The following is a 23,334-nucleotide window of genomic DNA, read 5'->3' on the forward strand; positions in this document are numbered from 1 at the left end:
GATGCCGTCTCGCCGGGATGACCTCATTCCTGGAAATCGCTCAGGCCATTGCCGTGCCGAAAGCCGTTCAGCACCACCCCCAGCACATTCGTGTATTCGCCGACCTCGCGTTCGCAACTGTCGAAATCGCCGTAGCGGGTCTGGTCGGCGCGGGCGATCAGCAGGGCGCAATCGACATGCTGCAGGAAGGCCCGCGCATCGTCGCCGATCAGGATCGAGGGCAGATCGAAGATCATGATGTCGGGCTGATAGCGTTGCTCGATCTCGGCCAGGGTCTCGCTGGAGCGTTCGGCCATCAGCAGACGCGTCGGGTCGCTTTCGGCACTTCCCGACAGGGCGAGGGCCAGGTTCGGACCGACGCGGCAGGCGTGATCCGCGAAATCGCGCTCGCCGCGCAGCAGCGGCGCGATCGAGGGCGGGGTGGGCAGACCCAGCTTGTCGGCCACCATGGGCGCGCGCAGATCCAGGTCGAACAGGATCGAATGCAGTTCCGGCTGCCGGCCAAGCGCCAGGGCCAGGTTGACCGCATTCGTGGTCTTGCCCGATCGCGGCAAGGGCGAGGTGATCGCCAGCCGCCGCCAGCCGTTCTGGCGCATCTGATACAGCACCTTGGTGCGCAGCACGTCGAAAGGCGCCGAATCGAACGAGGCGTTCTGGGACAGGATCCGCGACCGGATCAGCGCGCCGCGATCCAGCGGGGCCTCGGGCAGCGCCTCCCACAGCGCGGTCAGGCCGCTGCCGGCGCGGGCCGCGACGGTGCCGGTGCCGGTGCCGGTGCGTATCCCGGCATCGACCGCGGCGGGCTGCGGCGCGGCGGCGGCCTCTGCACGCGGGGTTGCGGCGGCGGCGGCGGCGCCGCGCTTGCGGCGGGCGATCTCGATGGCGGCTTGCAGCTTTTCCATGCGGGCAAAATCCTTGGAAACCGGCCGGGCTCAGCCCAGCCCGAGGCGATTGACGACCTTCTGGGCCAGGATGTCCAGCGGCATGTATTGGGTATGGATGCCCCACAATCCCAGCGGAATGACGATCAGCACCGCCAGGATCAGCACCAGGGCCACGCCTTGCCGGTGGCGGCGTTCCTGGCGGGTCTCGATATAGGGGATCACCGCCAGCGGCGTGATCTGGAACCGCGCGCGCATCTCGGCCGGGCGGCGGATGGCGCGGTTCAGAAGCTCCATCAGCGCGAAGAAGCCGCCGGCCAGGCCCAGACCCAGCCCGACCCCCATCAAGGCCAGCTTCTTGCGGTTCGGACCCGAGGGCCGGCTGGGCACATTGGCCGATTCGATCACCGTGATGCGCTGCCCGCGGGCGGAGGATTCGATCCGCTCGGCGGTGCGGGCCGCGCCCAGATCGGCCACGGCCGCGTTATAGCGCGCCTGGATATTGGCCTGGTCGCGTTCCAGCGCGCCCAGAGCGATGGAATTGGTGGCGGTGGCGCTGATCGAGGCGGAGAGGTCCTGCAATTGCCGGTTGGCCTGCGCCAGATCCTTGCCGATCGTTTCGATGCGGGTGTCAAGCTGGGCCAGATTGATGTCCAGCAGCGAATTGCCGGTCTGGCCCGCCTCGTCGGCGGGGCTGGCGGCCTCGATCGCCTTCTGGGCGGCGGCGATGCGGGCGCGCAGCGCCTGCACCTTGGGGCTGCCCTCGGCATAGACGCCCAGCGTGTTGTTCAGTTCGGCCTGCAGGCTGGACAATTGCTGCTGTTCGGGCGTCTGGGGCGTATCGTTCTGGCGGATCGAGCCGGTCTGTTCGAACAGCCGCACCATGTCCTGCTTCTGCGCCTGCAGGGTCGAAAGATCGCTTTCCAGCCGCGATACCCGTTCCTGCAACAGCGATTGCCGATCCTGGCTGTAGCGCAGGTTCTCGGGCAGGGCATCGGCGTTCTTCTGCTTGAATTCCAGGATCTTCGCGTTCTGCTGATCCAGATCGTCGCCAAGCCGCTGCACCTCCTGCTGGTAGAATGCCAGCCGGTTCTCGGCCAGCCCGACCCGGTTGCGGGTGTTGGTGGACAAAACCAGCGTGGTGAATTCGTTGACCACCGCCGCCGCGATGCGCGGATCGGTCGAGGTGAAGCCCACCGTCATCATCGTCGCCTGATCGCGCCCCGCGATGCGCCGGATCGAGGTCCCGGCGCGCATCCTGGCGACCTTCTCGTCGACGCTGAGCGTGGCGTCGCCGCGGAACACGTTCAGCTTGTTGGCGATATCGATCAGATTGGCCCGCGTCATCAATTGCTGCTCGATCACGTCGAGCGATTCCGAGGGCGAGGGCGAATTGTCGCTTTCGGCGATCTGGGGTTCCTCGACCAGCAGCCGGGCCGCGGTGGAATAGATCGGCGGCGCCTTGACGGCCCAGACCAGCCCGAAGGCCGAACAGGTGATCAGCAGCGCCAGCATGACCGGCAGCCGCCGCATCAGAAGCGACCGGTAGAATTGCAGATCGATCATGGCAGGTCGCGCCTCGCATCCTTTTCATGCGCCAGGACCAGCCGCGCCGGCCTGTCGGGCGCGGTCCCGGTTTCGGCCGGGATGTCGGGCGCCGACAGGACCAGGCCGTCGCGCAGCACTTCCTCGACCAGGTCGGCCGTCACCACCGTCCCGCCCGAGGCGGCGCCATAGACCAGCGCCAGATCGGCGATCTTGTTGATCATCCGCGGCACGCCGCGCGCCTCGCGCTGGATCAGCGCCGCCGCCGCCTCGTCGATCTCGTGGCCCGAACCGCCGGCCTTGACCAGCCGGTGCCGGATATAATCGCGCGCGGTGGCCGGATCGAAACTGCCCAGATGGAAGGTCGCGCTGACCCGCTGGGCGAATTGCCGCAATTCGGGCCGCTGGATCGTCGCGCGCAGTTCCGGCTGGCCCAGCAGGATCAGCTGCAGCAGCTCGTCGGCGCCGGAATTGATGTTGGTCAGCATCCGCAGCTCTTCCAGCGTCTCGGGGCCCAGGTTCTGGGCCTCGTCGAAGATCAGCACGACCAGCTTTCCCGCGGCATATTCGGTCAGCACGAAATCCTGGAAGCTCTGGAACAGATCGACGTAATCGGCATCCTTCGGGGTCGCGATGTCGAAGGCGTTCAGCACCCAACGCAAGAGATCGCCGCGATCGCCGCGCGCATTCGAGATCAGCCCGATGCGCAGGTCGTCATCGACCTGCCGCAGCAGCGCCTGGATCAGGGTGGTCTTGCCGGCGCCGACCTCGCCCGTGACCACGGTCAGCGGCGCGCGCGTCATCAGCCCGTATTCCAGCACCGCGAATGCCTTGCGATGCCTGTCGGACCAGAACAGCATGTCCGGATCGGGCAGGATCGAGAACGGACGTACCGAAAAGCCGTAATGATCAAGATAGAACTGGCTCACACCGATACACGCTCCACAGACATTTGTACCATATAGACGTTGCCCCGGACCTTGGCCAGCGTGACACCGGGTCCGAACGCCGGACCTGCCTAAAAGTGAGGCTTTCGCCCCCCGGCCGCGTCGGCGCCCGGTCCTTCCGCTCCGGGTTCCGCCCCGCCCCGCGCCACGATCCGATGGCCGGTCCGATGGCCGGTCCGATGGCGGGCCGGATCCCGCGCCAGCCATAACCCGGAACGGCCGTCCCGGCCCACTCTTGTTGTCACAACATTTCTTGAGTTTTGACTAAATTGGAAATCTCTCTGTTCATTCCGGCCGCCCCGCGTGATAGGAATCGCGGGTCGCGGCATCGCGCTGACGCAACCGTGTCCGCGCCTGTCGGACCCTTCCGGCCTGCGAGGTGTTGGCTGCCGGAGCCGACAAGGTTTTGAGTGATCTCCCCGGGGGAGGATTTGATGATCAACATGGGCCCGGACAGCTTCCGCGCCGCGCAACCGGCGACGGCCCGGTCCGGTCGCGGGCTGTGGCGCAACGGCGCCAAGCGGGCTTTCGAGACGCTGCTGATCCTGCTGACCGCGCCGGTCACGCTGCCGCTGATGCTGCTGATGGCGGGGCTGGTGGCGCTGGACGGGCATAATCCCTTTTTCGCGCAGAAGCGCATCGGCCGGAACGGCCGCGTCTTTCGCATCTGGAAGCTGCGCAGCATGGTCGTGGACGCCGAATCCCGGCTTCAGGCGCATCTGGACGACCATCCCGGCGACCGCGCGCAATGGGCCCGCACCCAGAAGCTGAAACACGATCCGCGCATCACCCCGGTCGGCCGGCTGCTGCGCAAGACCTCGCTGGACGAATTGCCGCAATTGCTGAACGTGCTGGCGGGCAGCATGGCGCTGGTCGGTCCGCGGCCGATGATGGTGGGCCAGCGTCATCTGTATCGCGGCAAAAGCTATTACCGGCTGCGCCCGGGAATCACGGGTTTATGGCAAATTTCAGCAAGAAATGAATCGGAATTCGCGGCCCGCGTGCGCTATGATGCGGCCTATGAGCGCCACCTGTCGGGCCGCCTGGATCTGTGGATCCTGGTCCGGACGGTCGGTGTCGTTCTGCGCGGCACCGGCTATTGACGCGCCCCAACCTGCACCCGGCCGGCGGATCGCCCGGAAAACCGGGCTTCCATAAACGATGAGATGTTCATGATTGCCAAAGACCTTTCCCGTTCCGACCGCACCGGCCGCAGGACGTGGCGCCTGATCCTGCCCGCCGCCCTGGCGATGGGCCTGGCCCTGCCGCTGGCCGGATGCAAATCCCCCGCCGAGAAGGCGGCCGAATATTACCAGTCCGGTCTCGACCTGGTGGCCGCAGGCGATCTGGACCGCGCCATCGTGCAGTTCCGCAACGTCTTCGACATCGAGGGCAATCACTACGAGGCCCGCAAGGCCCTGGCCGAAGCCCTGGCAAGCAAGGGCGATGCCAGCGGCGCCTACAGCCAGTATCTGCGCCTGGCCGAACAATATCCCGACGATCTGCCGACCCGGATCACGCTGGCGCGGATGGCCTTCGAGGGCCGCAACCTGGATGAATTCAGCCGCCATGCGACCCGCGCCGTCGAACTGGCCCCCGACGATCCCGATGCCCGTGTCCTCGGCCTGGCGATGCGTTACCAGAAGGCCGACGAGACCGGGGACGAGACCGCCCGCAAGGCCCTGGCCGACGAGGCCGACAGCCTGCTGAAGGATCGTCCGGAGGATGTGCTGCTGCTTGGCATCGCGCTGGATCAGGCCGGACGGACCAATGACATGGACCGGGCCGGGACGCTGGTCCGGAAGCTGCTGGAATTGCAGCCCGACAACCGTCTGCGCTATCGCCAGCAGCTGGCGCTGCTGATGGAAAAGGGCGACATGGCGGGCGTCGAGGCCCAGCTTCGCGCCACGATCGAGAATTTCCCCGACGATCCCGAGGCCAAGACCGATCTGATCCGCTTCTACCTGTCGCGAAACCAGCCCGACCGGGCCGAGGATTTCCTGCGCGGGCTGGCCGATGCGGCGCCGGCCGGCGATCCGGTGCCGCGGACCGACCTGATCCGCTTCGTCCAGCTTCAGCGCGGCGAAGAGGCCGCGCGGGCCGAGGCGGACAAGGCCCTGGCGGCGGGCGGCGATCCGCTGATCTTCGGTGTGCTGAAGGCCGGCTTCGACTTCAATGCCGGTCAGCGCGAGGCGGCGATCTCGCAGATCCGCGCGCTGCTGGAAGGTGTCGAGCCCAGCGACCGGACCCGCGATGTCAGGACGCAGCTGGCGCGGATGCTGATCCAGACCGGCGATGTGGAAACCGCGAAAACCGAGGTCGATGCGGTCCTGGCCCAGAATCCCGGCCATCCCGACGCGCTGAAGCTGAAGGCCGGCTGGCAGATCACGGCCGACCAGACCGACGCGGCGCTGCTGGCCCTGCGCAACGTGCTGGACCAGAAGCCCGAGGATGCCGAGGCGATGGGGCTGATGGCCGATGCCTATCTGCGCGTGGGCGAGACCGATCTGGCGCGCGATTACCTGGCCCAGGCGGCCGACGCCTCGGGCAATGCGCCGGCGCAGACCTTGCGGCTGGCGCAGATGCTGGCCAATGAGGGTCGCTGGCGCCCGGCCGAGGATGCGATCCTGCCGGCGCTGAAGCTGGATCCGCAGAATCTGCCCCTGCTTGCCCTGCTGGGCCGGGTCTATCTGGAAATGCCCGACCTGCCGCGCGCCGGCGGCGTGATCGAACAATTGCGCGGGATCGACAGCCCCGAGGCCCGCGTGGCCGCCGACGAGCTGGACCTGAACCGGATCGCCGCCACCGATGGCCGGGAGGCCGCCGTGACCTATCTCGAGGGGCTGGCCCGGAACAGCGATGCCGGGCTGGGGGCGAAGCTGGGCCTGCTGCGGGCGCGTCTGGCCGCGGGCGATGCGGGGGCCGCGCGCGAACTGGCCACCGAACTGGTGGCCGCCAATCCGGACGATGCCGGCATGCGCATGGTCCAGGCCATGACCGAGGCCGCCGCGGGCGATCCCGAAACCGCCCGTGCCGGGCTGGACGCATTGATCGCCGACAATCCGCAGGATCCGCGCCCCTATCTGGCGCTGATGCGGCTTGTCAGCCAGCAGGGCGATGCCCAGGCCGCCCGCGCAGTGATGGATCGCGGCCTCTCGGCCCTGCCCGACAATCCCGACCTCCTGTGGGCCAAGGCGGGCGTTCTGGAACGCGCGGGCGATATCGACGGCGCCATCGCCATCTACGAGGGGCTCTACCGGCAGAATTCGGATTCCATCGTGACGGCCAACAACCTGGCCAGCCTGCTGGCGACCTGGAAGCCCGACGATGCCGAGGCGGTCGCCCGCGCCTCGGTCGTGTCGCGGCGGCTGAAGGATACCGATGTGCCGCCCTTCATGGATACCTATGGCTGGGTCCAGCATCTGAACGGCGACAGTGAAGGCGCCCTGCCCTATCTGGAAGGCGCCAGCGCGGGCCTGCCGGACGATCCGATGGTGCAGATCCATCTGGGCCTGGTGCAGGAGGCGCTTGGCCGGACCGAAGAGGCCAGGGCACAGCTGCGCAAGGGCCTGGACATGCTGCCGCCCGACCGCAGCGACAAGGCCATCGCCGATGCCCGCGCCGTGCTGGCCCGGCTGGAAGCCGCGCCGGCCGCCGATGCGGCCCGGGGGACCGGGCAATCCGCCGGGACCCCGGCCGCGACCGGGGACACGGCCGGGGATACCGCCGGGGACGCTGCCGGAGAAGTGACGGGGGATGCGGGCGGGTCCGTCTCGGGACAGAATCCCTGACCCGCTTGCGGGCGCCCCGCCATGGCCACCACCGCGCCGAAAATGGTGGCCATGGCCGCGCCGGAGGCGGCGCATATGTGGTCGGGGGGCGACACCTTGCCTCCCGAAAGGCGGCTTTTTGCCTTCCGGGCTTAACGGAATGGCAAGGGCCATGTCATAATCCTGAAACCGGCACGACGGATCGGATGGGCGCCGCGCCCGGATCCCTTCTTGTGCCGACATGAGTGAGGGACACAAGATGAAGACCCTGTTGCGCGTGATGCTGGCCCTTGTGCTGGCGGTGACCTTTGCGGCGCTGCGCCCGGATCTGTCCGGCCAGGCCCAGGCGCAGGAATACCGGATCCGCGCGGGCGACCGGCTGACGGTCGAGGTGCTGGAAGACAATTCCCTGAACCGCACCGTGGCGGTGCTGCCCGGCGGCACCATCAACTTTCCCTATGCCGGCAGCCTGAACGTCGCGGGATCGACCCCGTCCACCGTGGGCAATCGCATCGCCCAGGCCCTGTCGGGCGTGCTGGCCGCGCCGCCGACCGTCTTCGTGACCGCCGTGCCGCAGGAACCGCTGCCCATGGCCGAGGCCGAAAAGGAGGTCGTCAACATCTATGTCATGGGCGAGGCCTCGGCCCCCGGCGCCAAGGCGGTGCTGCCCGGCACGACCTTCCTGCAGGCGCTGTCGCAGGCCGGCGGGCTGTCGCCCTTTGCCGCCACCAAACGGATCCAGCTGCGCCGCGCCCGCACGCCCGGACAGGTGATCGTGGTCGATTACGACGCCATCATGCGCGGCGCGGTGATGAATTACGATCCGGTCCTGTCCGAAGGCGACGTGATCGTCGTGCCCGAAAGGCGGCTTTTCGAATGAAGCCACGGCACGGCACGGCACGACCCGGCCTGATCCGCAGCGCCGCGCCGCTGTTCCTGCTGGCGCTGCTGCCGACGGCGGCGGCCAATGCCCAGACCGACGATCAGCCGGCTGCCATCGCCCGGTTCAGCATCGGCCAGCAGCTGGCGCTGGACAATGGCGATGTGATCGGCGTCACGCCGCTGGATCTGACCTTCCGCCGCGCCACCCGGTCCCAGACCCTGGATCTGGGCTTGTCGCTGCCGCTGACCGAGGGCGACCCGAAGCAGACGAACTTCATCGGCTTCGGCGACCGGCAGGCACGCCTGTCCTATCGCCGCTTCGCCCGCAATGCCTCGCTGGAGGCGGGGCTGAACTATCGCGAGACCGATCTGGACCGCGAGATTTTCTTCGACCAGGATACCGGCACGCTGGTGACGCTGGATCCGGGAAGCGTCACCACGACCAGCGCCCGGCTGGGCTATGCCTTCGGCAGCCAGGCCAAGCTGGGCGGCGAATTCAGTCTTGAATACAGCCGCCGCGCCTATAGCGGCACCACCGATCCGGATCTGGTCGACAGCCGCACCGGCAGCCTCGCCGGCCGGATCTATCTGGAACCCACACCGCTGATCCGGGCCCGGATCGTCGCCGGGGCCGATCGCACCGACAGTGCCGGCGGCGGCACCGACAGCCGTATCTCGCAATTGGGGGCGGGGGCCTCGTTGCAGGTCAGCAAGGCCGCCAACCTGGATCTGGAGACGACCTGGACCGATATCCGCCGCGTCGAGCGCGATACCGGCCTGTCCAGGCGCGCCCGGGGCGTGGCGCTGCGGCTGAACGGCAGCCTGGCGCGGCCGGCCGGCGAATATACCCTGGCCTTTTCATCCGAACCCGACACCGCCGGCCGGCGCGAGGATCTGCTGCTGGGCCGCAGCATCCGGACGCCGCGATACGATCTGTCCTTCGCCCTGGGCGCGACGCGGTTTGCCGGCAGCATCGACCCGATCTTCCAGGCCGGATATGCGCGCGATCTGGGGCCGGTCTCCGACATCACGGCCTCGCTCAGCCGCGTGCCGGTGGTGGACAATGACGGCAACGAGGCGATCAACACGAATTTCGAGGCCGCCTATTCCCGCCAGTTCGACGAGATTTCCAGCCTGTCCGGGTCGATCCGCTATCGCGAAAGCCAGGTGCAGTCGGGCGATGCCCTGAATGCCAAAACCTTCGCCATCAGCATCGATTACAGCCGCGCGCTGACCGCGGATCTGTCGCTGAATGCCGGCTATACCATGGTCCGCGGCAAAAGCGGGGATGGCAGCCGCAACGACGATGAACGCCTGTTTCTGGGCATCAACCGCAGTTTCGATTTCCTGCCCTGACCCGGCCCATGCCATCCCGGCCTGACACCCACGTGAAAAGGTCGCGGCCGCGGCCAAAACAACTTTAAGTTGTTTGTCGTCTTGTCCTATGCTGTGGCGCATGAGCGGCCGACGGGATCAGCATCGTGAGACAATCGAAGGCGGCGGCAGAATCGTCGTGATGATGGCGCTGATCATCGCGAGCGCGATCGCAACCGCCCTGGTTCTGGGCCTGACGGGGGCCTCCTGGGGAATGATCGTGCTTGGCTATGTGCTGGGCGGCTGGGTCGGCCTGATCCTGGGCGTTCCGGTCCTGCTTCTGGCCGGGCGCTGCGGCAAGCGGACGGCGCGGAGGGGTGCAGGGACCACCCGCAAGCCCCTGCGCGACGGGGCGGAATGACATGCCGGGCGCCGTTTCGCCCGGCCGGCGCGGGCCGCCCCCACGCGGTCCCCGGTCCCTGAAAGCCCGCGCTGCCGGCCCGCTTCGCCGCCCAAGGCCCCGGTTCCGGACCCGATCGGGAACATTTCGATTAAAATGCTGCGCAAAGCGCGCTTCGGGCCGCGGCTCGGGCCGCCTATGATCGGCGGGTTCCCTGTTCCGACCGCGACCGATGCCATGCTCCCTGCCCTGCTTCTGCTGATCCTGACCGGCTCTTTCGTCACCGCCACGGCGATGGCGGTGCAGGGCGCGTCCTGGGCGATGATCGGGATGGGTTACGTCCTGGGCGGCTGGGCCGGGCTGTTTCTGGGCCTGCCGCTGGCGATGCTGGCGGCGGGCCGGCTGCAAACCGCCGATCCCGACTGAGGCTGCGGCCGTGGCGCGCATCCCGGCCGTTGCGCCCCCCCTTGTCTTGCCCGTGCGGGCGCCGCTAATCAGGCCCCGCAGGATTGTGGGGAACGGATGGACATTCTTCTGGTGGGGGCGGGCCTGTCGGGCGCCGTGATCGGGCGCAGGCTGGCCGAGGCGGGACATGCCTGCCGCATCATCGACGCGCGCGGCCATATCGGCGGCAATTGCCATACCGCGCGCGATCCCGGAACCGGGGTGATGATGCATGTCTACGGGCCGCATATCTTCCACACCGACGACGAAGAGGTCTGGGATTACGTCAACGGCTTTTCCGATTTCGTGCCGTTCCGGAACCGGGTGAAATCCACCACCCGCGGCGCGGTCTATTCGCTGCCGGTGAACCTGCTGACCATCAACCAGTTCTTCGGCCGCACCATGCGCCCCGACGAGGCCCGCGCCTTCATCGGGGACCTGGCCGAGACCGGCATTTCCGAGCCGCGGAATTTCGAGGAACAGGCGCTGCGCCTCATCGGGCGCGATCTCTACGAGGCCTTCTTCAAGGGCTATACCGAAAAGCAATGGGGCTGTTCGCCCACCGAATTGCCCGCCTCGATCCTGAAACGCCTGCCCCTGCGCTTCAACTACGACGACAATTACTTCTTCCACCGGTTCCAGGGAATGCCGCGCGACGGCTATACGGCGATGATCGCCGCGATTCTCGACCATCCGAACATCCGCGTCGATCTGGACACCCCCCATGCGCCGGACATGACGGCCGATCACGTCTTCTGGTCCGGGCCGCTGGACGGCTATTTCGACTATGACCTGGGGCGGCTGGGCTATCGCACGCTGGATTTCGAACGCTTCACCTACCGGGGCGATTACCAGGGCTGCGCGGTGATGAATTACGGCGATGCCGAGGTGCCCTGGACGCGGATCACCGAACACAAGCATTTCAGCCCCTGGGAGACGCATGAGGGCAGCATCTGCTATCGCGAATATTCGCGCGCCTGCGGACCGGACGACATCCCCTATTATCCGATCCGCCTGGTCGAGGAAAAGGCGCTGCTGGAGGAATATGTCGCCCGCGCCGAGACCCTGTCGGGTGTCACCTTCGTCGGGCGGCTGGGCACCTATCGCTATCTCGACATGGACGTGACCATCCGCGAGGCGCTGGACACGGCCACGGCCTTCCTGGCCTGCGGCGCGGCGGAACGGCCGGCACCGGCCTTTCTGCGCCGGCCGCTGTGAGGGACTTGCCGCGCGGCACGGCGCGCGCGCCGGTCCGGGTGGCCTGTTCGGCGCGGCGCGGAAGGTCTATACCCGCCCCGGCGCGGCGCGGACCGCGGCACGAGAAGGATGTCCGATGGTAAACGACGCGCAACAAGCCGGCGATTTCGATCTCAGCGTCATCGTCCCGGTCCACAATGCCGAACGGCATCTGGAAAAGCTGGCCGGGACCGTCTTCGGGCTTGGCCGGAAGGGGCTGCGCTGCCAGATGATCTGCGTCGACGACGCCTCGAGCGATGCCAGCCCGGCCATCCTGCGCGACCTGGCCGCCACCCATCCGGACCTGATCGCGATCCTCGGCGACGACAATCGCGGCGCGGGCATCGCGCGCAACGAGGGCTGGCCCCTGGCGAGCGGACGCTATGCGCTGTTCTTCGACGCCGACGACATCCTGCATGGCGAGGTTCTGGCCGATGCGATCCGCGACATGGATGCGGCGCCGGACATCGATCTGGCGATGTTCGCCTATCGCTACGAACGCGAGGAAACGGCCAGTTTCACCGACATGAACTACGACGACCGCAAGACCCTGGATCTGCTGCTGAAGGGGCAGGCGGTCGAAACCGGCCGGATCGAGGACATGGCCGGGCTGCTGACCTTCACCAATTACCCCTGGAACAAGCTTCTGCGCACCGCCCATTACCGCGACCGGGGGATGCGCTTCGGCCGCACCAGGGTCAACAACGACATCCTGGGCCACTGGCACGGCCTGCTTCTGGCGCGCGCCATCATGCTGCGCGACGCGGTCCTGTGCACCCATGTCGTCCATCCCGCCGGCACCAACCTGACCAATGCCTTCGGCGCCGAACGTCTGGCCATGTTCGAGGCGCTCGAGGAAACCTATGATTTCCTCGAGGCGCGCCCGGTCCTGCGCCGCCGCTTCGCGCATCATTTCTGGGCGCTCTGCGACCGTCTGGCGGGCTGGGCCCGGCCGCGGCTGGACCCGGCCCTGCGCATCGATTTCGAGGCCCGCTACGCCGCCCTGCTGGGGCGGCTGGATCTGGGCGATCTGGCGCGGATGCGGACCCGGCATTCGCCCCGCCTGGCCGGATCGCTCGTCAATCACCTGATCCGCTGAGGACATTGCCTTGCCCAGATTGTCGATCATCGTCACCGCCTACAATATCGAACCCTATATCCGCGAAAGCCTGGATTGCGTCCTGGCCCAGACGCTGCGGGATATCGAGATCATCGTCGTCGATGACGGCTCCAGCGACGGAACGCCGGCAATCATCCGCGAATACGCCGAACGCGACGCCCGGATCCGCCCGATCCTGTTTCAGACGAACACGATCGGCGGCGTCGCCACCGCCGCCAATGCCGGCATCGAGGCCGCGACCGGCGATTTCATCGGCTTCGCGGATGGCGACGACCTTTACGATCCGACCATGTTCGCCCGGCTCCACGAGGCCGCGATCGCCCATTCCGCCGATCTGGCCATGTGCGATTATCAGCTTCTGGACGCCCGCACCGGCGAGACCCGCGATCCCGCCGATGCCGGGCGCTGGCGCGATTATCCGGCCGAGACCGCGCTGGATCTGGACGAGGTCACCCGGCGCGAGATGCTGCGCTTCATCTCGGTGCCCTGGCGCAAGATCTATCGCCGCGACCTGGTCGAGCGGATCAACCTGCGCTTTCCGGTCGGCGATTACTTCTACGAGGACAATCCCTTCCACTGGGCCGCGATCCTGGGCGGGCGGCGCATCGTGCTGGTCCCGGAAAAGCTGTGCCGGCACCGGGTGGCGCGGGTCGGACAGACCATGGCGACGGTGGACAGCAGGCTGCTGCGCATCTTCCACCACCATGACAACATCCGCGACTGGCTGCGGCTGCACGGGATGGATGCCGAATACGGCCCCGATCTGCTGGGCTGGACCGCGAACCAGCTGTCCTGGGTCAGCCAGCGCACCGAGGGCCCGCTGCAACGCGAGCTTTTCGACCGGCTGCGTCCGGTGATCGACCAGTATGACGATCAGATGCTGGAGGATTTCGGCCAGCGCAACGGCCGCGGCCGCACCTTTCGGATGCTCAAGGCGCTGAAGGCGGGCGATTTCGCCGATTTCGACAAGGCGGCGCTGTCGGGCCGCCCGGCCCCGTCCGGGACGCTGCCCGATAACGGGCGCGCGGCGCGCGGCAATACCGTGCTGGCCCGCGGTCTCTATCACCTGCGCCAGTCCGGCCTGCGCGAGACGGCGCGGATGACGGCGCGCTATGTCAAGGACCGCACCGGGCTCGACCTGCCCCGGCACCGGTCCTGGCAGCGGCTGGGCCGGAATCCGCAGGCGGTGACGAACGAGGATCTGATGGCGGCGCTGACCATCCTGCAAAAGGATATCCGCCTTCTGCGCGCCGACATGATGCGGATGGGCCGGGACCTGCCCGCCGCCCCCGAGCGGGGCGGCGGCGACGACCGGCAGGACTGACGGGAACGGGGGAACAGGGACGGGGATGACGACGGTCCATCTGCATGTGGGGATGCCCAAATGCGCCTCTTCGGCGCTGCAATCGCTGCTGCACCGCAACGACCGGCGCCACCGCGCCGAGGGGCTGTGCTATCCCGAAAGCTTCCGCGAGAGCGGCGGCTATTTCAGCCACCGCCCGCTGCACCGCCTGGCCCCGGAGGCGATTCCCGCCGCCATCGACACGATCGCCCGCGAGGCCGAGGCGGCGGGCTGCGCCCGGCTGCTGATCTCGTCCGAGGAATTCACCAATTCGCAATGGGACCGGCCGATCACCGGCACCGTCGTCGATGCGCTGAATGCCCGTTTCGGGACCGACAATGTCCGCATCCTGATGCTGTTCCGCAACCATTTCCCCTTCGTGGAATCGGTCTATGCCCAGTTCCTGAAGGGCGGCCTGTTCCGCACCCCCCAGGATGTCTTCGCCGGGCCGGACCGGGGCGGCATCACCACCTTTGCCGCCAGTTTCCGCCAGCGCAACGGCTTCGATTTCTTCAGCTATGGCGATTTCATCGAACGGATGCGCTTTCACGCGCCCTTCAATCCCTTCGACCTTCTGTCCATCGAACGGGCGGATTGGGGCGGGCAGGACGTGCTGGACGTGCTGTGCGCGCGGCTGGGCGTCAGCCGCGGCGACGAGGCCGTCGCGGCCAATACCCGCTATTCGGAAACGGCGCTGGCGCTGCTGCATCATGCACGCAGGGTGCATGGCCTCGACCGGACACGGGAACGGCGCGACATGATCGCGGCCCTGTTTCCGCCCGGCAAACGGGCCTTCTCGCGGCTTCTGCATGTCAGCGGCCGCCTGTTCGACCGGATCGCCGAGGCCGCGGAACGCGACCGCCGCTATTTCCTGCGCCACACATCCGAACCCTGCGCGGCGCTTTTCGCCATCCCCGAATCCTTCGCCGGCCGCCGCGACCGGCCCGAGGATCTGCGCCTGCCCCGCTGGGGCACCGAACTGGTCGACCGGATCATGCAGCCCGACCGGATCTCCTTCGCCGAGGCGAAACGGATCCGGAATGCCCTGATGAAATCCGCATCCTCCACGCCCGGGACCGAAGAAGGCCGCGGCAACCCGGCGTAAGAAAGCCGTCGCCCGCCTCAGTCCGGCTGCAGGACGATCTCGTCGCCCGCAAGGGTGACGCGGGCGGGGGTGAGATCGGCGGCCTCGCCCCGCGCGCGCAGGGCGGCGAGGCCGTCGCAGAAGGCGTCGATATCGGTCATGTCCAGCCCGCGCAGGCATTTCGGATCGACCTGCCACCAGGCGCTGTCCAGCAGCCGGGCGGCCTGTTCCGGATCGAAGCGGGGGCGGATGACCCGGGCCGGATTGCCGCCGACGATGGTATAGGGATCGACATCCCTGACCACCACGCTGCCGGCGGCGACGACCGCGCCGGTGCCGATGCGGATGCCGCCCTTCAGCACGCAATAGCCGCCGATCCAGACATCGTCGCCCACCCGGACCCCGCCCAGGTCGCGGGTGAAATCGGGCTTTCCGACCGCGTTCACCACCTCGGGCAGGTGCCGGGCATGGTAATGGCCATAGAAGAACGGGCTGGTCGAGACCGCCGCGACCGGGTGATTGCCCGAGACCACGTTGACCCCGCGCGCGATGCTGCAAAAGCGCCCGGCCCGCAGCTTCAGCATGTCCCTGGTGGCCCCCGAGACATAGCTGAACGCCCCCAGCGACATCAAGAATCCGGGCGGATGGCGCGAAAACGCCTCGCATTGCAGGTTCCTTGCGACCTGCAGGTCGGCCATGGCCCGGAACCGGCGGCGGGTGGGACCGTCGAAAGGCTCGATCCGGCAATCGTCGAGAAGTTTCGCGGCCTTGAAGGACAGTTTCATCGCATCCGCATCCGGCTGAAGAGGGGGCGAGACTGCCCCAGCGGCCGGCCCCGTTCAAGACCCGTCCAGGCCCCGGCCGGCGCTTTCAGGCAGGCCCCGCCAGGCCCGCCATGCATCCGTCGGCGCGATGCGGCGCTGCAGGCAGAACCGGGCCAGCCGCAGCGCGCCAGCCCGGCGCGCAATGCCCGCGTCGATATTCACGATTCCGCGGAAATCCGGCCGCAGCCCCGGAAAGGCCCGGCGCAGGTGATCGCCCAGCACATAGGCGGTCATGATCCTTTCGCCCAGAAAGCCCAGCCAGCGGCGCTGATAGCCCCCCCCCGCCTGCCCGCCCGCCTGCCCGGCCGGACGCCCGCCCCGCCGGCGGCGCGTCTCGGCCAGGATGTCGAACAGCAGCGCGCTGTAATGATCCAGGACCGGCCGCGACATGACGAACATGTTGCCCATGACAAAGCGGTTGCCGCGCAATGCGCGGGCCAGATCGGGGGCGAATCCGGGATGCCGCTCGGCCGCCACGGCGCGCAGCACCGCCAGATCGGCGGCGTGGTGAAAGACCCGGTAATGCAATCCCAGCGGCAGCGACAGCCGTGCCGGACGGGGCACGATCAGCAGGGGTTCGGCCGGGCGGGCCAGGCGCGCGGCGACATCCTCGTGCCAGGCGGATGGGTCGAAATCGGGGACATGCCGTTCGGCATGGAAATGCCCGTTCAGCCGGCCTGCAAGGTCGAACAGGCGGCGATAATGCATCAGCCCGACAGGCCCGTCGCCGGGCAGGTTGCGCCAGGCCCAGTAATGCGCCGTCAATTCGCAATATTCGGGGTTCAGCGCCGAGATGCTGTCCCCCGTATCATCGCCGATCATGCCGGGCAGCGCCGCCCCGGCCAGCGCCCGGCCGACATGGATCGGCAGCAGATACGGCCCCGCCGGCACCGCCGCCGCCGCCGCCGCGTGGCAGGCGATCAGGATCCGCGCGCGCCCTGCCGTTCCGGTCGCAGCCTCGGCCCCCGCCACTGTTCCTGGCCCTGTTTTTGGCCCGCTATCGCTGTCCATGGCCTCATCCTTCGCGTAACAACGGGCGCGCGCTCAGCGTTAGCAAGCGCGGGCGGGGAAAGGAACAGGGCCATGGCGGACGGGCGGCGGACGGTGATGTTCCTGGGCGGCAGCCCGATGCCCTTCTGCCGCTTTCGCCGCGCCCTGATCGAAAGGCTGGTCGCCGATCACGATTGCCGCGTCCTCTGCGCCTATTGGGGCGATGACAGGGACGGCTTCTTCGCCCCCTTCCCGGCGACGGGGGTCAGCTGGCACGATCTGGGCGGCGATCATGCCAGCCCCCCCGGCGCCGGCGATCTGGCCCCGATGGCGCGGCTGTTCCGCCTGATCCGCCGCCATCGCCCGGAGGTGATCTGCTGCTTCAACGCCAAGCCCATCGTGCTGGGCCCGGCCGTGGCCCGCCTGGCCCGGCGCCGTGCCCGGATCGTGGCGCTGATGGAGGGGCTGGGCAGCGCGCTGGCCTTCCTGCGGGCCGAATCCGGCGCCCGGCGCCGCCTGTTCCGCGCCCTCACCGGCCCCGTGGATCGCTGGGTTCTGCTGAACGAGCGTGACGCGGGGCTGATCGCGCGGCTGCATCCGGCCCGCGCGGCGCAAGACATCGCGACCCTGCCCGGCATCGGCATCGATCCGGATCATTTCCGCCCCGCCGCCGATCCGCTGGCCGCGCGGCGGCTGATCTTCGTCGGCCGCCTGGTGCCGGAAAAGGGACTCGACACCTTCCTGTCGCTGGCCCGGCACCTGGAGGGCGGCGGCTGGCGTTTCGCGGCGGCGGGCCTGCCCACGCCCCGCGGCATCCCGGAAGACCGGATCCGCGGCTGGCTGGACCAGGGATTGCTGGAATCCTGCGCCCCGGTCCGCGACATGGCGGCGTTCTATCGCCGCGCCTCGGTGCTGGTCTTTCCCTCGCGCTACGAAGAGGGGCTGCCGGCCGTGATCATGGAGGCGCAGGCCAGCGGCCTGCCCTGCCTGGTCCGCGACGCCGCATCCCTGCGCGACGCGATCGGCGATGGCGAGACGGGGTTTTTCGTCCCCGGCGACGATCCGGCCGACTGGGCCGCCGCGCTGCGGCGACTGGAGGATCCCGCGACTTTCGCGGCGCTGTCGGCCGCGGCGCGGGACCGGGCGGTGACGCGGTTCGGCCAGGACCGCATCAATGCCCGGCTGACCCGGCTGCTGCTGGAAGGCTAGATCAGCAGATCGTCGCGCCCGACATCGCCGCCATCGCGCAACAGGATATCCAGTTCGGCGCGGCCGTCCTGATCCAGATCGGCGCGCAGCACGACATCGGCGCCCCGCTCGACGATGCGCAACAGGCCCTCGTACAGCCCGCCCGTGCCATGGGCGATCCGCTCCAGCCCCAGCCAGCGCAGATCCAGCACGTCCTCGCCCGGGGTGAAATCGGCGATCCGGTCATGGCCGTTATCGCCCCGCAGGCGGAAGACGAAGCGATCCGCGCCGCCGCCGCCGATCAGCAGGTCGTCGCCCGCCTGGCCCGACAGCACGTCGTCGCCGGCATAGCCGTTCAGCGTGTCGTTGCCGGTCCCCGACAGCAGGGTATCGTCGCCATATCCGCCATGCAGCCGGTCACGGCCGCCGCCGCCGCGCAACTGGTCGTCGCCCTGATGGCCCCAGATCCGGTTCGCGGTGCCGTTGCCGATGACCCAGTCCGCGCCCCGACCGCCGCGCGCATCCTCGATCGCGGTGCCATAAGCGATGCCCAGCGTGCCCTTCCAGCCCAGCACGTCCGAAAAGGCGCCGGGGCGCAGATCGATGCGCTGGTCGTGGCTGTCGCGCGACAGGTTCAGCATGTCGCGCCCGCCGCCGTCCCAGATGGTCAGCAGGATCGGCACCGACATCTGGCCCCGGTCCAGCATCTCGCCGAAGCGGGCATAGATGCCGCCGGCGGTGCCGCCGAAGCCATAGACATCGGCGCCCCTGTCATCGGGGGCGCCGTAAAGGTCCTGGATGGCGATGATGTCGGCGGGCATCGGCGTCAGCACATAGCCGCGGCTGGCCGAGACGTTCGGATTCTCGGCCGGCGAGAAATAGGACATGACCGACATCTGCCAGCTGTCCAGCCCGAACCGCTGGTCGCCCCAGCTGGCCTGGCTGTCATAGGGCCCGGCATGGCCCAGCCCCAGGGCGTGGCCGATCTCGTGGATCCAGCTCTGGGTGTAATAGCTGACCGCCCCGCCGCCATAGGCATCCAGCCAGTCCTGGCCCATGTTCACCACCGCCGACAGCCTTTCGCCGTCCCGCGCATGGGTGCTGTAGGAATAGGCGCCCCGGCCGGCATCGGTGAAGCGCAGATCGTGATCGCCCGCCCGCCCGTCCAGCGCAAAGCGCAGCCCCGTGACCGTGCTCCAGGCGTCCAGCGCCAGTCGCACGATGCCGCGATCGGCCCGGTCCGACAGATCCATCCAGACCGTCAGCCCGTCGCCGGCCTGCCTGTCGAAGGGCGGCGCCGCATAGCCCATGTCGCGATAGAAACCCGTGGTCAGATAACCGGCGATCTGGGTGGCGGCGCTGCGAGTCATCGAACCATGCCCCATGCAAGACAGGCCCAGCCCTAGCCTTCCGGCCCCGGGCGATCAAATCACAAGCGTCGGGCCAGCGATCTTTTTCCCGCCCCGGCCCGGATCTTGCGCAAGATGGCCACACTTTCCGCGTGTGCTGCCTGCGAAGGATCTCGGCCAGCCAGGCCCGGACACAGCGCCAGAGACCGGCTGGCGCCGATGCAAAGCCGAAAGCGATACCGGGTTTTGCGATCTGAAAACCCCATGATCCGCAGCACGAAGCCGAATTGCGGATCACTGCGACAAAAGCCGGAACGCCCCGCCACCCCCGATAAGGTCGGCTTATCGAAGATGGCGGGGCGAAGCCTTGCCGTTCGGCGGCCGGTTCGGCCCGGCCCGGCCGTCACCGGATCGGGATCGGGGCGTGCAGGGCGCCATGCGCGGGGCGGTTCGCCTGCCTGCCGCGCTGGTGCGCGAACCGGACCCCGGGACGGCCGCCGCGGCGCGGGCTGGCGATCTCCCTGACGCAGGGTCATTTTTCCGGACCGCCTGACAATTGCTTGATTTGTCCTGGTTGCGCGGGTTTCAGCCGCCGGTTTTCAGCGGCAAGCCGCCGATCCTTTCGCGGCATCTCGCTTTTCCGGTCCGGTTCCGGGATGCTGGAATCCGTAAAGTAGAAAAAACTGTTTTGTGCAATTTCGCGGAAACCATCACCACAAACAAGGCTCAGCATGCTCATTCAAGACCTCCTCGTCACCCTGCCCGGATTGCTCGGCTCGGCGTCGAGGATCGATGGCATCGACGCGGCGCGGCAAAGCGGCGCGTCCAGCACCTCTCTGCTTGTCGCCCAGCCCGCGGCCAGTCAGACCCTGTCGCTTTCCGGATCGCCGGCCATCACGACAGCCCCCCTTGCCAGCTTCGATCAATCCCCCTTCGACCGGGCCAGCGCGACGACCGGACCGAATCTGCTGGATTTCTATCAGGCCCAGAAGATCGATTTCGACAATCCCGTGGCCCCCGACAGGACCAGCCCGCCCGTGGACCAGGGTGCGGGTGAAACGCCGGGGGATCCGGACGGAATTCCCGTCGATCCGGTCCCGGATCCGGGCGAAACCCCCATTGATCCGAATCCGGGCGAAACCCCCGTCGATCCGGATCCGGTCCCGGATCCGGGCGGAGCCCCCGACCTTTCGGTCGATCTGACCACCGAGGTGCAGGCCGAAGCCGGCCGCGTGCTGACGATCACGCCGCCGGACGCCGATGCCGCCATCGACAATATCCGCATCCTGTCGCAGTCCGATCACGGCCAGGTCAGCGTCAATCCCGACAACACCCTGGCTTTGGTCCTGTCCGAGGATCCGGGCAATACCGATCCGACCGATTTCAGCTATGAGATCACCTACCAGAATGGCGCCACCCGGACGGTGAGGACGGATGTCGCGATCACCGAGGGCACGCAGCAGAAGGGCTGGTCGCTTGGCGATTACTACATGCTGGAGGAAGGCCGCGACGGCAAGGCCGTGACCGAATATGGCGAGAATCACCGCAAGGTCTATGTCACGGCCAGCGATGACGGGCTGAACCGGGCCGAGATCGCCAGGGCGGAAGGCGTGTCCGAAAAGACCGTCACCGCCGCCTGGCTGGCACAGCGTCCCGAATACGGCGCGACGCCGGACAAGGCCCTGAACCCCGATATCGGCATGGAATTGTGGCAGGACCTGACGGCCGCCTCGAAGGGGCCGAGCTCGAACTGGCTGCTGTTCGAACGCGGTCAGGAATACGCCGATGTCACGCGCGTGGTGACGCGGGGATCCTCGGGGGAAAGCGCGCTCAATCCGCTGGTCATCGGCGCCTATGGCGAGGGCAGCGATCCGGTCATCGGCGGGTCGGTCGATGTCTTCCAGGATCCCAGTTCGAATGTCGTCGTCAGGGATATCGACATCGACGGCATGCTGGCCCTGTGGGGCAGCAACCTGCTGTTCGACAATGTCTCGTTCTATGGCAGCGGCGGCTCGGTCCAGGGCATCGACCGGATCACCATCCGCAACAGCGATTTCGTCGATATCGTTCGCGACGAACCCGTGGATGGCGGCGATACCTGGAATCCCCATATCAACCGCGCCGGCGGCATCTATGTCTCCGAAACCAACGGGCTTCTGCTTGAACAGAACCTCTTCGACCATAACGGCTGGGCCGATGGCTACGATTACAACCTCTCGGCGGATTCGCCGATGCCGCCCAGCATGTTCAGCCAGAACGCCTATCTCGACTACAACAACAGCGACGTGACCTTCCGCGACAACATCACCATGCGGGCGGCGTCGTTCGGTGCCCAGATCCGCTCTGGCGCCTTCATCGAGGATAACAGCTTCATCGACAACAACGCCGCGGTGAACTTTCTGGGCGGCGACAGCTACAACAAGGGGCCGCTGGGCCATTACACGCTGATGCTGGACAATCTCGTCACCTCGGCCGGCCACAAGCGGGCCGCCGCGATGGAGGGCGGCCTGTCGATCGGGATCGACAATGCCGGCTATCAGACCGCGCTGATCGGAAACATCGTCGCGCAACTGGCCGATCCCGGCAATCCGGCGGAAATCGCGGAGAAATCGGTCAACCACAATGCCCTGAAATCAAGCCAGGATCCCGCCTGGGACGATACCATCATCTACAACTGGGCCACGACGCCCGAGGGCGAGAGGCGCAATCCCGACGCCAATACCGCCGGGCTGGATCCCGCAATCCTCGACGCCACCACGATCCAGAACTTCGCCGCGAACCTGCTGGGCCGCGAGACGGCCAGCATCGCCGATCTGGGCGATTACCTGCGCGACCAGGCCGATGGCAGGCTGGATCGCGTCGTCGATGCCGATCTGATCAATGCCTTCTTCCGCGAAGGATTCGGCCTCTCGACCGAATTGCGCGGCGCCGAGGCCACGCTGCGCTTCATCCCCGATGATCGCGGCGAGGGGATGCGGTGGGACAACCGGCTGAACTGGGATACCGGCGACCTGCCCGGCACGCAGGACGGCGACAGCGTCGATCTGGGCGGCAACCGGGTGCTGTTCGGCGCCCAGACCGTCGCCGTGGACGATTTCGTCTTCGGCGATTACGGCTCGCTGAAGGCGACGTCCGGGCGGCTCGGCATCGAGGGCGGGGTTTCGGTCGCCGAAACCGGCGCGCGGCTGGAGATCGGCAATGCCGGGCAGGTCTGGATGGCGAATTATCTGGACAGCGACCGGCTGGAGATCGACCTCACCGGCGGCCGCTTCGCCAATACCGGCGCCTTCGCGGGGGCGACCGGAATCAGCCTGGGCGGCGACGGGCAGGCGCTGCTGGCCACCTCCGGGGCCAGCTTCGATCTGCGCGACGGCAGCAGCATCACGATCGCCGGCAGCGCGGCCAAGGCGGGCTTCGACGGCGGCGATGGCGGCAGCGCGGTGCTGCGCATGAACGAGGGCGCGGATCTGGCCTTCACCGCCGATGAAACGGGCTTCGGCAAGCTGGCCGAATTCCGGTCGGGGGCCTTTGACACCTCGAAGGTGACCTCGGGTATCCGGCTGGACGGCAATCTCAGCATCGATTTGTCCGAATGGAAGGCCGATCCCAAGGCGCAGAAATGGGTGCTGGTGGATGTCGACCAGATGATCGGCAAGTTCGACGATCTGACCATCACCGGCATGGCCAGGAACCGCGATGCGCTGGTCCGGGTCGATTATGTCTCGGATACCGTCACGCTGACGCTCAGCGATAACGGCCAGGGTTCGGGCCGGGTGCGCATGGTCGAGGCGGGCGAGGCCGATTTCATCGATTATTCCAACGATGCCGCCCTGACATCGCTGTGGGACGATCTGCACAAGGCCGCGCCCGAAATCAGCGATCTGCCGATCTGATCTTTCGCATGCGAAAGGCCGCCGGCCGAACCATCAAGGGCCGCCCCGACGGGGCGGCCCTTTTCGCATGCGAAAACCGGCGATCCGGATGCCGTTCCCGGCGGGCGGGATTTTCGCATGCGAAA

Annotated in this window: 19 protein-coding genes; 12 read left to right on the forward strand and 7 right to left on the reverse strand. The window is 67.7% G+C overall.

Annotation, left to right across the window (positions count from 1 at the left end):
* Window positions 1-23 precede the first annotated feature (23 nt).
* The 3 genes from AC13CR_RS03590 to AC13CR_RS03600 are packed head-to-tail and all read right to left on the reverse strand — an operon-like array spanning window position 24 to window position 3,355.
* Window positions 24-902, reverse strand: a complete 879-nt coding sequence (locus tag AC13CR_RS03590; RefSeq protein ID WP_482900452.1) for a CpsD/CapB family tyrosine-protein kinase — start codon at window positions 900-902, stop codon at window positions 24-26.
* Window positions 903-932: 30 nt separating this feature from the next.
* Entirely contained in the window at window positions 933-2,447 is a 1,515-nt protein-coding gene (locus AC13CR_RS03595; protein ID WP_293014590.1) for a GumC family protein, read from the reverse strand.
* Window positions 2,444-3,355 carry an ExeA family protein gene (locus AC13CR_RS03600; protein WP_298856458.1) on the reverse strand — a complete coding sequence of 304 codons (912 nt, stop codon included), beginning with the start codon at window positions 3,353-3,355 and terminating at the stop codon, window positions 2,444-2,446. Before AC13CR_RS03600 ends, AC13CR_RS03595 begins: the two co-directional genes overlap by 4 nt.
* 452 nt (window positions 3,356-3,807) lie before the next feature.
* Here AC13CR_RS03600 and AC13CR_RS03605 point away from each other — a divergent pair, with 452 nt between their 5' ends.
* From AC13CR_RS03605 to AC13CR_RS03650, 10 genes are all read left to right on the forward strand, one after another.
* A complete protein-coding gene (locus tag AC13CR_RS03605; RefSeq protein ID WP_293014586.1) occupies window positions 3,808-4,476 on the forward strand; it encodes a sugar transferase in 669 nt (222 codons plus the stop codon).
* Between the two features lie 69 nt (window positions 4,477-4,545).
* Complete coding sequence (locus AC13CR_RS03610; protein ID WP_298856460.1) at window positions 4,546-7,164, forward strand: tetratricopeptide repeat protein; 2,619 nt, start codon at window positions 4,546-4,548, stop codon at window positions 7,162-7,164.
* A gap of 220 nt (window positions 7,165-7,384) precedes the next feature.
* Window positions 7,385-8,023, forward strand: a complete 639-nt coding sequence (locus AC13CR_RS03615) for a polysaccharide biosynthesis/export family protein (protein ID WP_293014582.1) — start codon at window positions 7,385-7,387, stop codon at window positions 8,021-8,023.
* Entirely contained in the window at window positions 8,020-9,381 is a 1,362-nt protein-coding gene (locus AC13CR_RS03620) for a hypothetical protein (protein ID WP_293014580.1), read from the forward strand. Before AC13CR_RS03615 ends, AC13CR_RS03620 begins: the two co-directional genes overlap by 4 nt.
* 100 nt (window positions 9,382-9,481) lie before the next feature.
* Window positions 9,482-9,760, forward strand: coding sequence for a hypothetical protein (locus AC13CR_RS03625; protein WP_348671016.1), 279 nt, complete (start codon window positions 9,482-9,484; stop codon window positions 9,758-9,760).
* A gap of 216 nt (window positions 9,761-9,976) precedes the next feature.
* Window positions 9,977-10,165, forward strand: a complete 189-nt coding sequence (locus AC13CR_RS03630; protein ID WP_293014578.1) for a hypothetical protein — start codon at window positions 9,977-9,979, stop codon at window positions 10,163-10,165.
* A 96-nt stretch (window positions 10,166-10,261) separates the two neighbouring features.
* Complete coding sequence (locus AC13CR_RS03635) at window positions 10,262-11,401, forward strand: UDP-galactopyranose/dTDP-fucopyranose mutase family protein (protein WP_335662347.1); 1,140 nt, start codon at window positions 10,262-10,264, stop codon at window positions 11,399-11,401.
* Window positions 11,402-11,516: 115 nt separating this feature from the next.
* Window positions 11,517-12,518, forward strand: a complete 1,002-nt coding sequence (locus AC13CR_RS03640; RefSeq protein WP_298856472.1) for a glycosyltransferase family 2 protein — start codon at window positions 11,517-11,519, stop codon at window positions 12,516-12,518.
* A gap of 10 nt (window positions 12,519-12,528) precedes the next feature.
* Window positions 12,529-13,863 carry a glycosyltransferase family 2 protein gene (locus AC13CR_RS03645; RefSeq protein ID WP_298856474.1) on the forward strand — a complete coding sequence of 445 codons (1,335 nt, stop codon included), beginning with the start codon at window positions 12,529-12,531 and terminating at the stop codon, window positions 13,861-13,863.
* A gap of 25 nt (window positions 13,864-13,888) precedes the next feature.
* The gene (locus AC13CR_RS03650; RefSeq protein ID WP_293014571.1) at window positions 13,889-14,986 is read left to right on the forward strand and encodes a hypothetical protein; all 1,098 of its coding nucleotides are present in this window, start codon (window positions 13,889-13,891) and stop codon (window positions 14,984-14,986) included.
* 17 nt (window positions 14,987-15,003) lie between these two features.
* Here the strand turns inward: AC13CR_RS03650 and AC13CR_RS03655 are convergent, their stop codons facing one another.
* Entirely contained in the window at window positions 15,004-15,750 is a 747-nt protein-coding gene (locus AC13CR_RS03655; protein ID WP_298856477.1) for a CatB-related O-acetyltransferase, read from the reverse strand.
* A 54-nt stretch (window positions 15,751-15,804) separates the two neighbouring features.
* Window positions 15,805-16,800 (reverse strand): DUF4422 domain-containing protein, encoded by a 996-nt coding sequence (locus AC13CR_RS03660; protein WP_446236437.1) that lies wholly within the window; start codon window positions 16,798-16,800, stop codon window positions 15,805-15,807.
* 72 nt (window positions 16,801-16,872) lie between these two features.
* On the opposite strand from AC13CR_RS03660, the gene AC13CR_RS03665 reads away from it, so the two are divergent.
* On the forward strand, window positions 16,873-17,988 hold the full coding sequence (locus AC13CR_RS03665) for a glycosyltransferase (RefSeq protein ID WP_298856481.1): 1,116 nt from the start codon (window positions 16,873-16,875) through the stop codon (window positions 17,986-17,988).
* On the opposite strand, the gene AC13CR_RS03670 is transcribed toward AC13CR_RS03665, so the two are convergent.
* Together AC13CR_RS03670 and AC13CR_RS03675 are read right to left on the reverse strand one after the other, a co-directional pair.
* On the reverse strand, window positions 17,985-19,337 hold the full coding sequence (locus AC13CR_RS03670) for a M10 family metallopeptidase (protein ID WP_293014564.1): 1,353 nt from the start codon (window positions 19,335-19,337) through the stop codon (window positions 17,985-17,987). The genes AC13CR_RS03665 and AC13CR_RS03670 overlap by 4 nt on opposite strands.
* Window positions 19,338-19,848: 511 nt before the next feature.
* Entirely contained in the window at window positions 19,849-20,055 is a 207-nt protein-coding gene (locus AC13CR_RS03675; RefSeq protein ID WP_293013142.1) for a hypothetical protein, read from the reverse strand.
* On the opposite strand from AC13CR_RS03675, the gene AC13CR_RS03680 reads away from it, so the two are divergent.
* Entirely contained in the window at window positions 20,048-23,209 is a 3,162-nt protein-coding gene (locus AC13CR_RS03680) for a right-handed parallel beta-helix repeat-containing protein (RefSeq protein WP_293015504.1), read from the forward strand. The genes AC13CR_RS03675 and AC13CR_RS03680 overlap by 8 nt on opposite strands.
* The last annotated feature ends 125 nt before the right edge of the window (window positions 23,210-23,334 follow it).

Source organism: Paracoccus sp. L-17 (assembly GCF_056857655.1).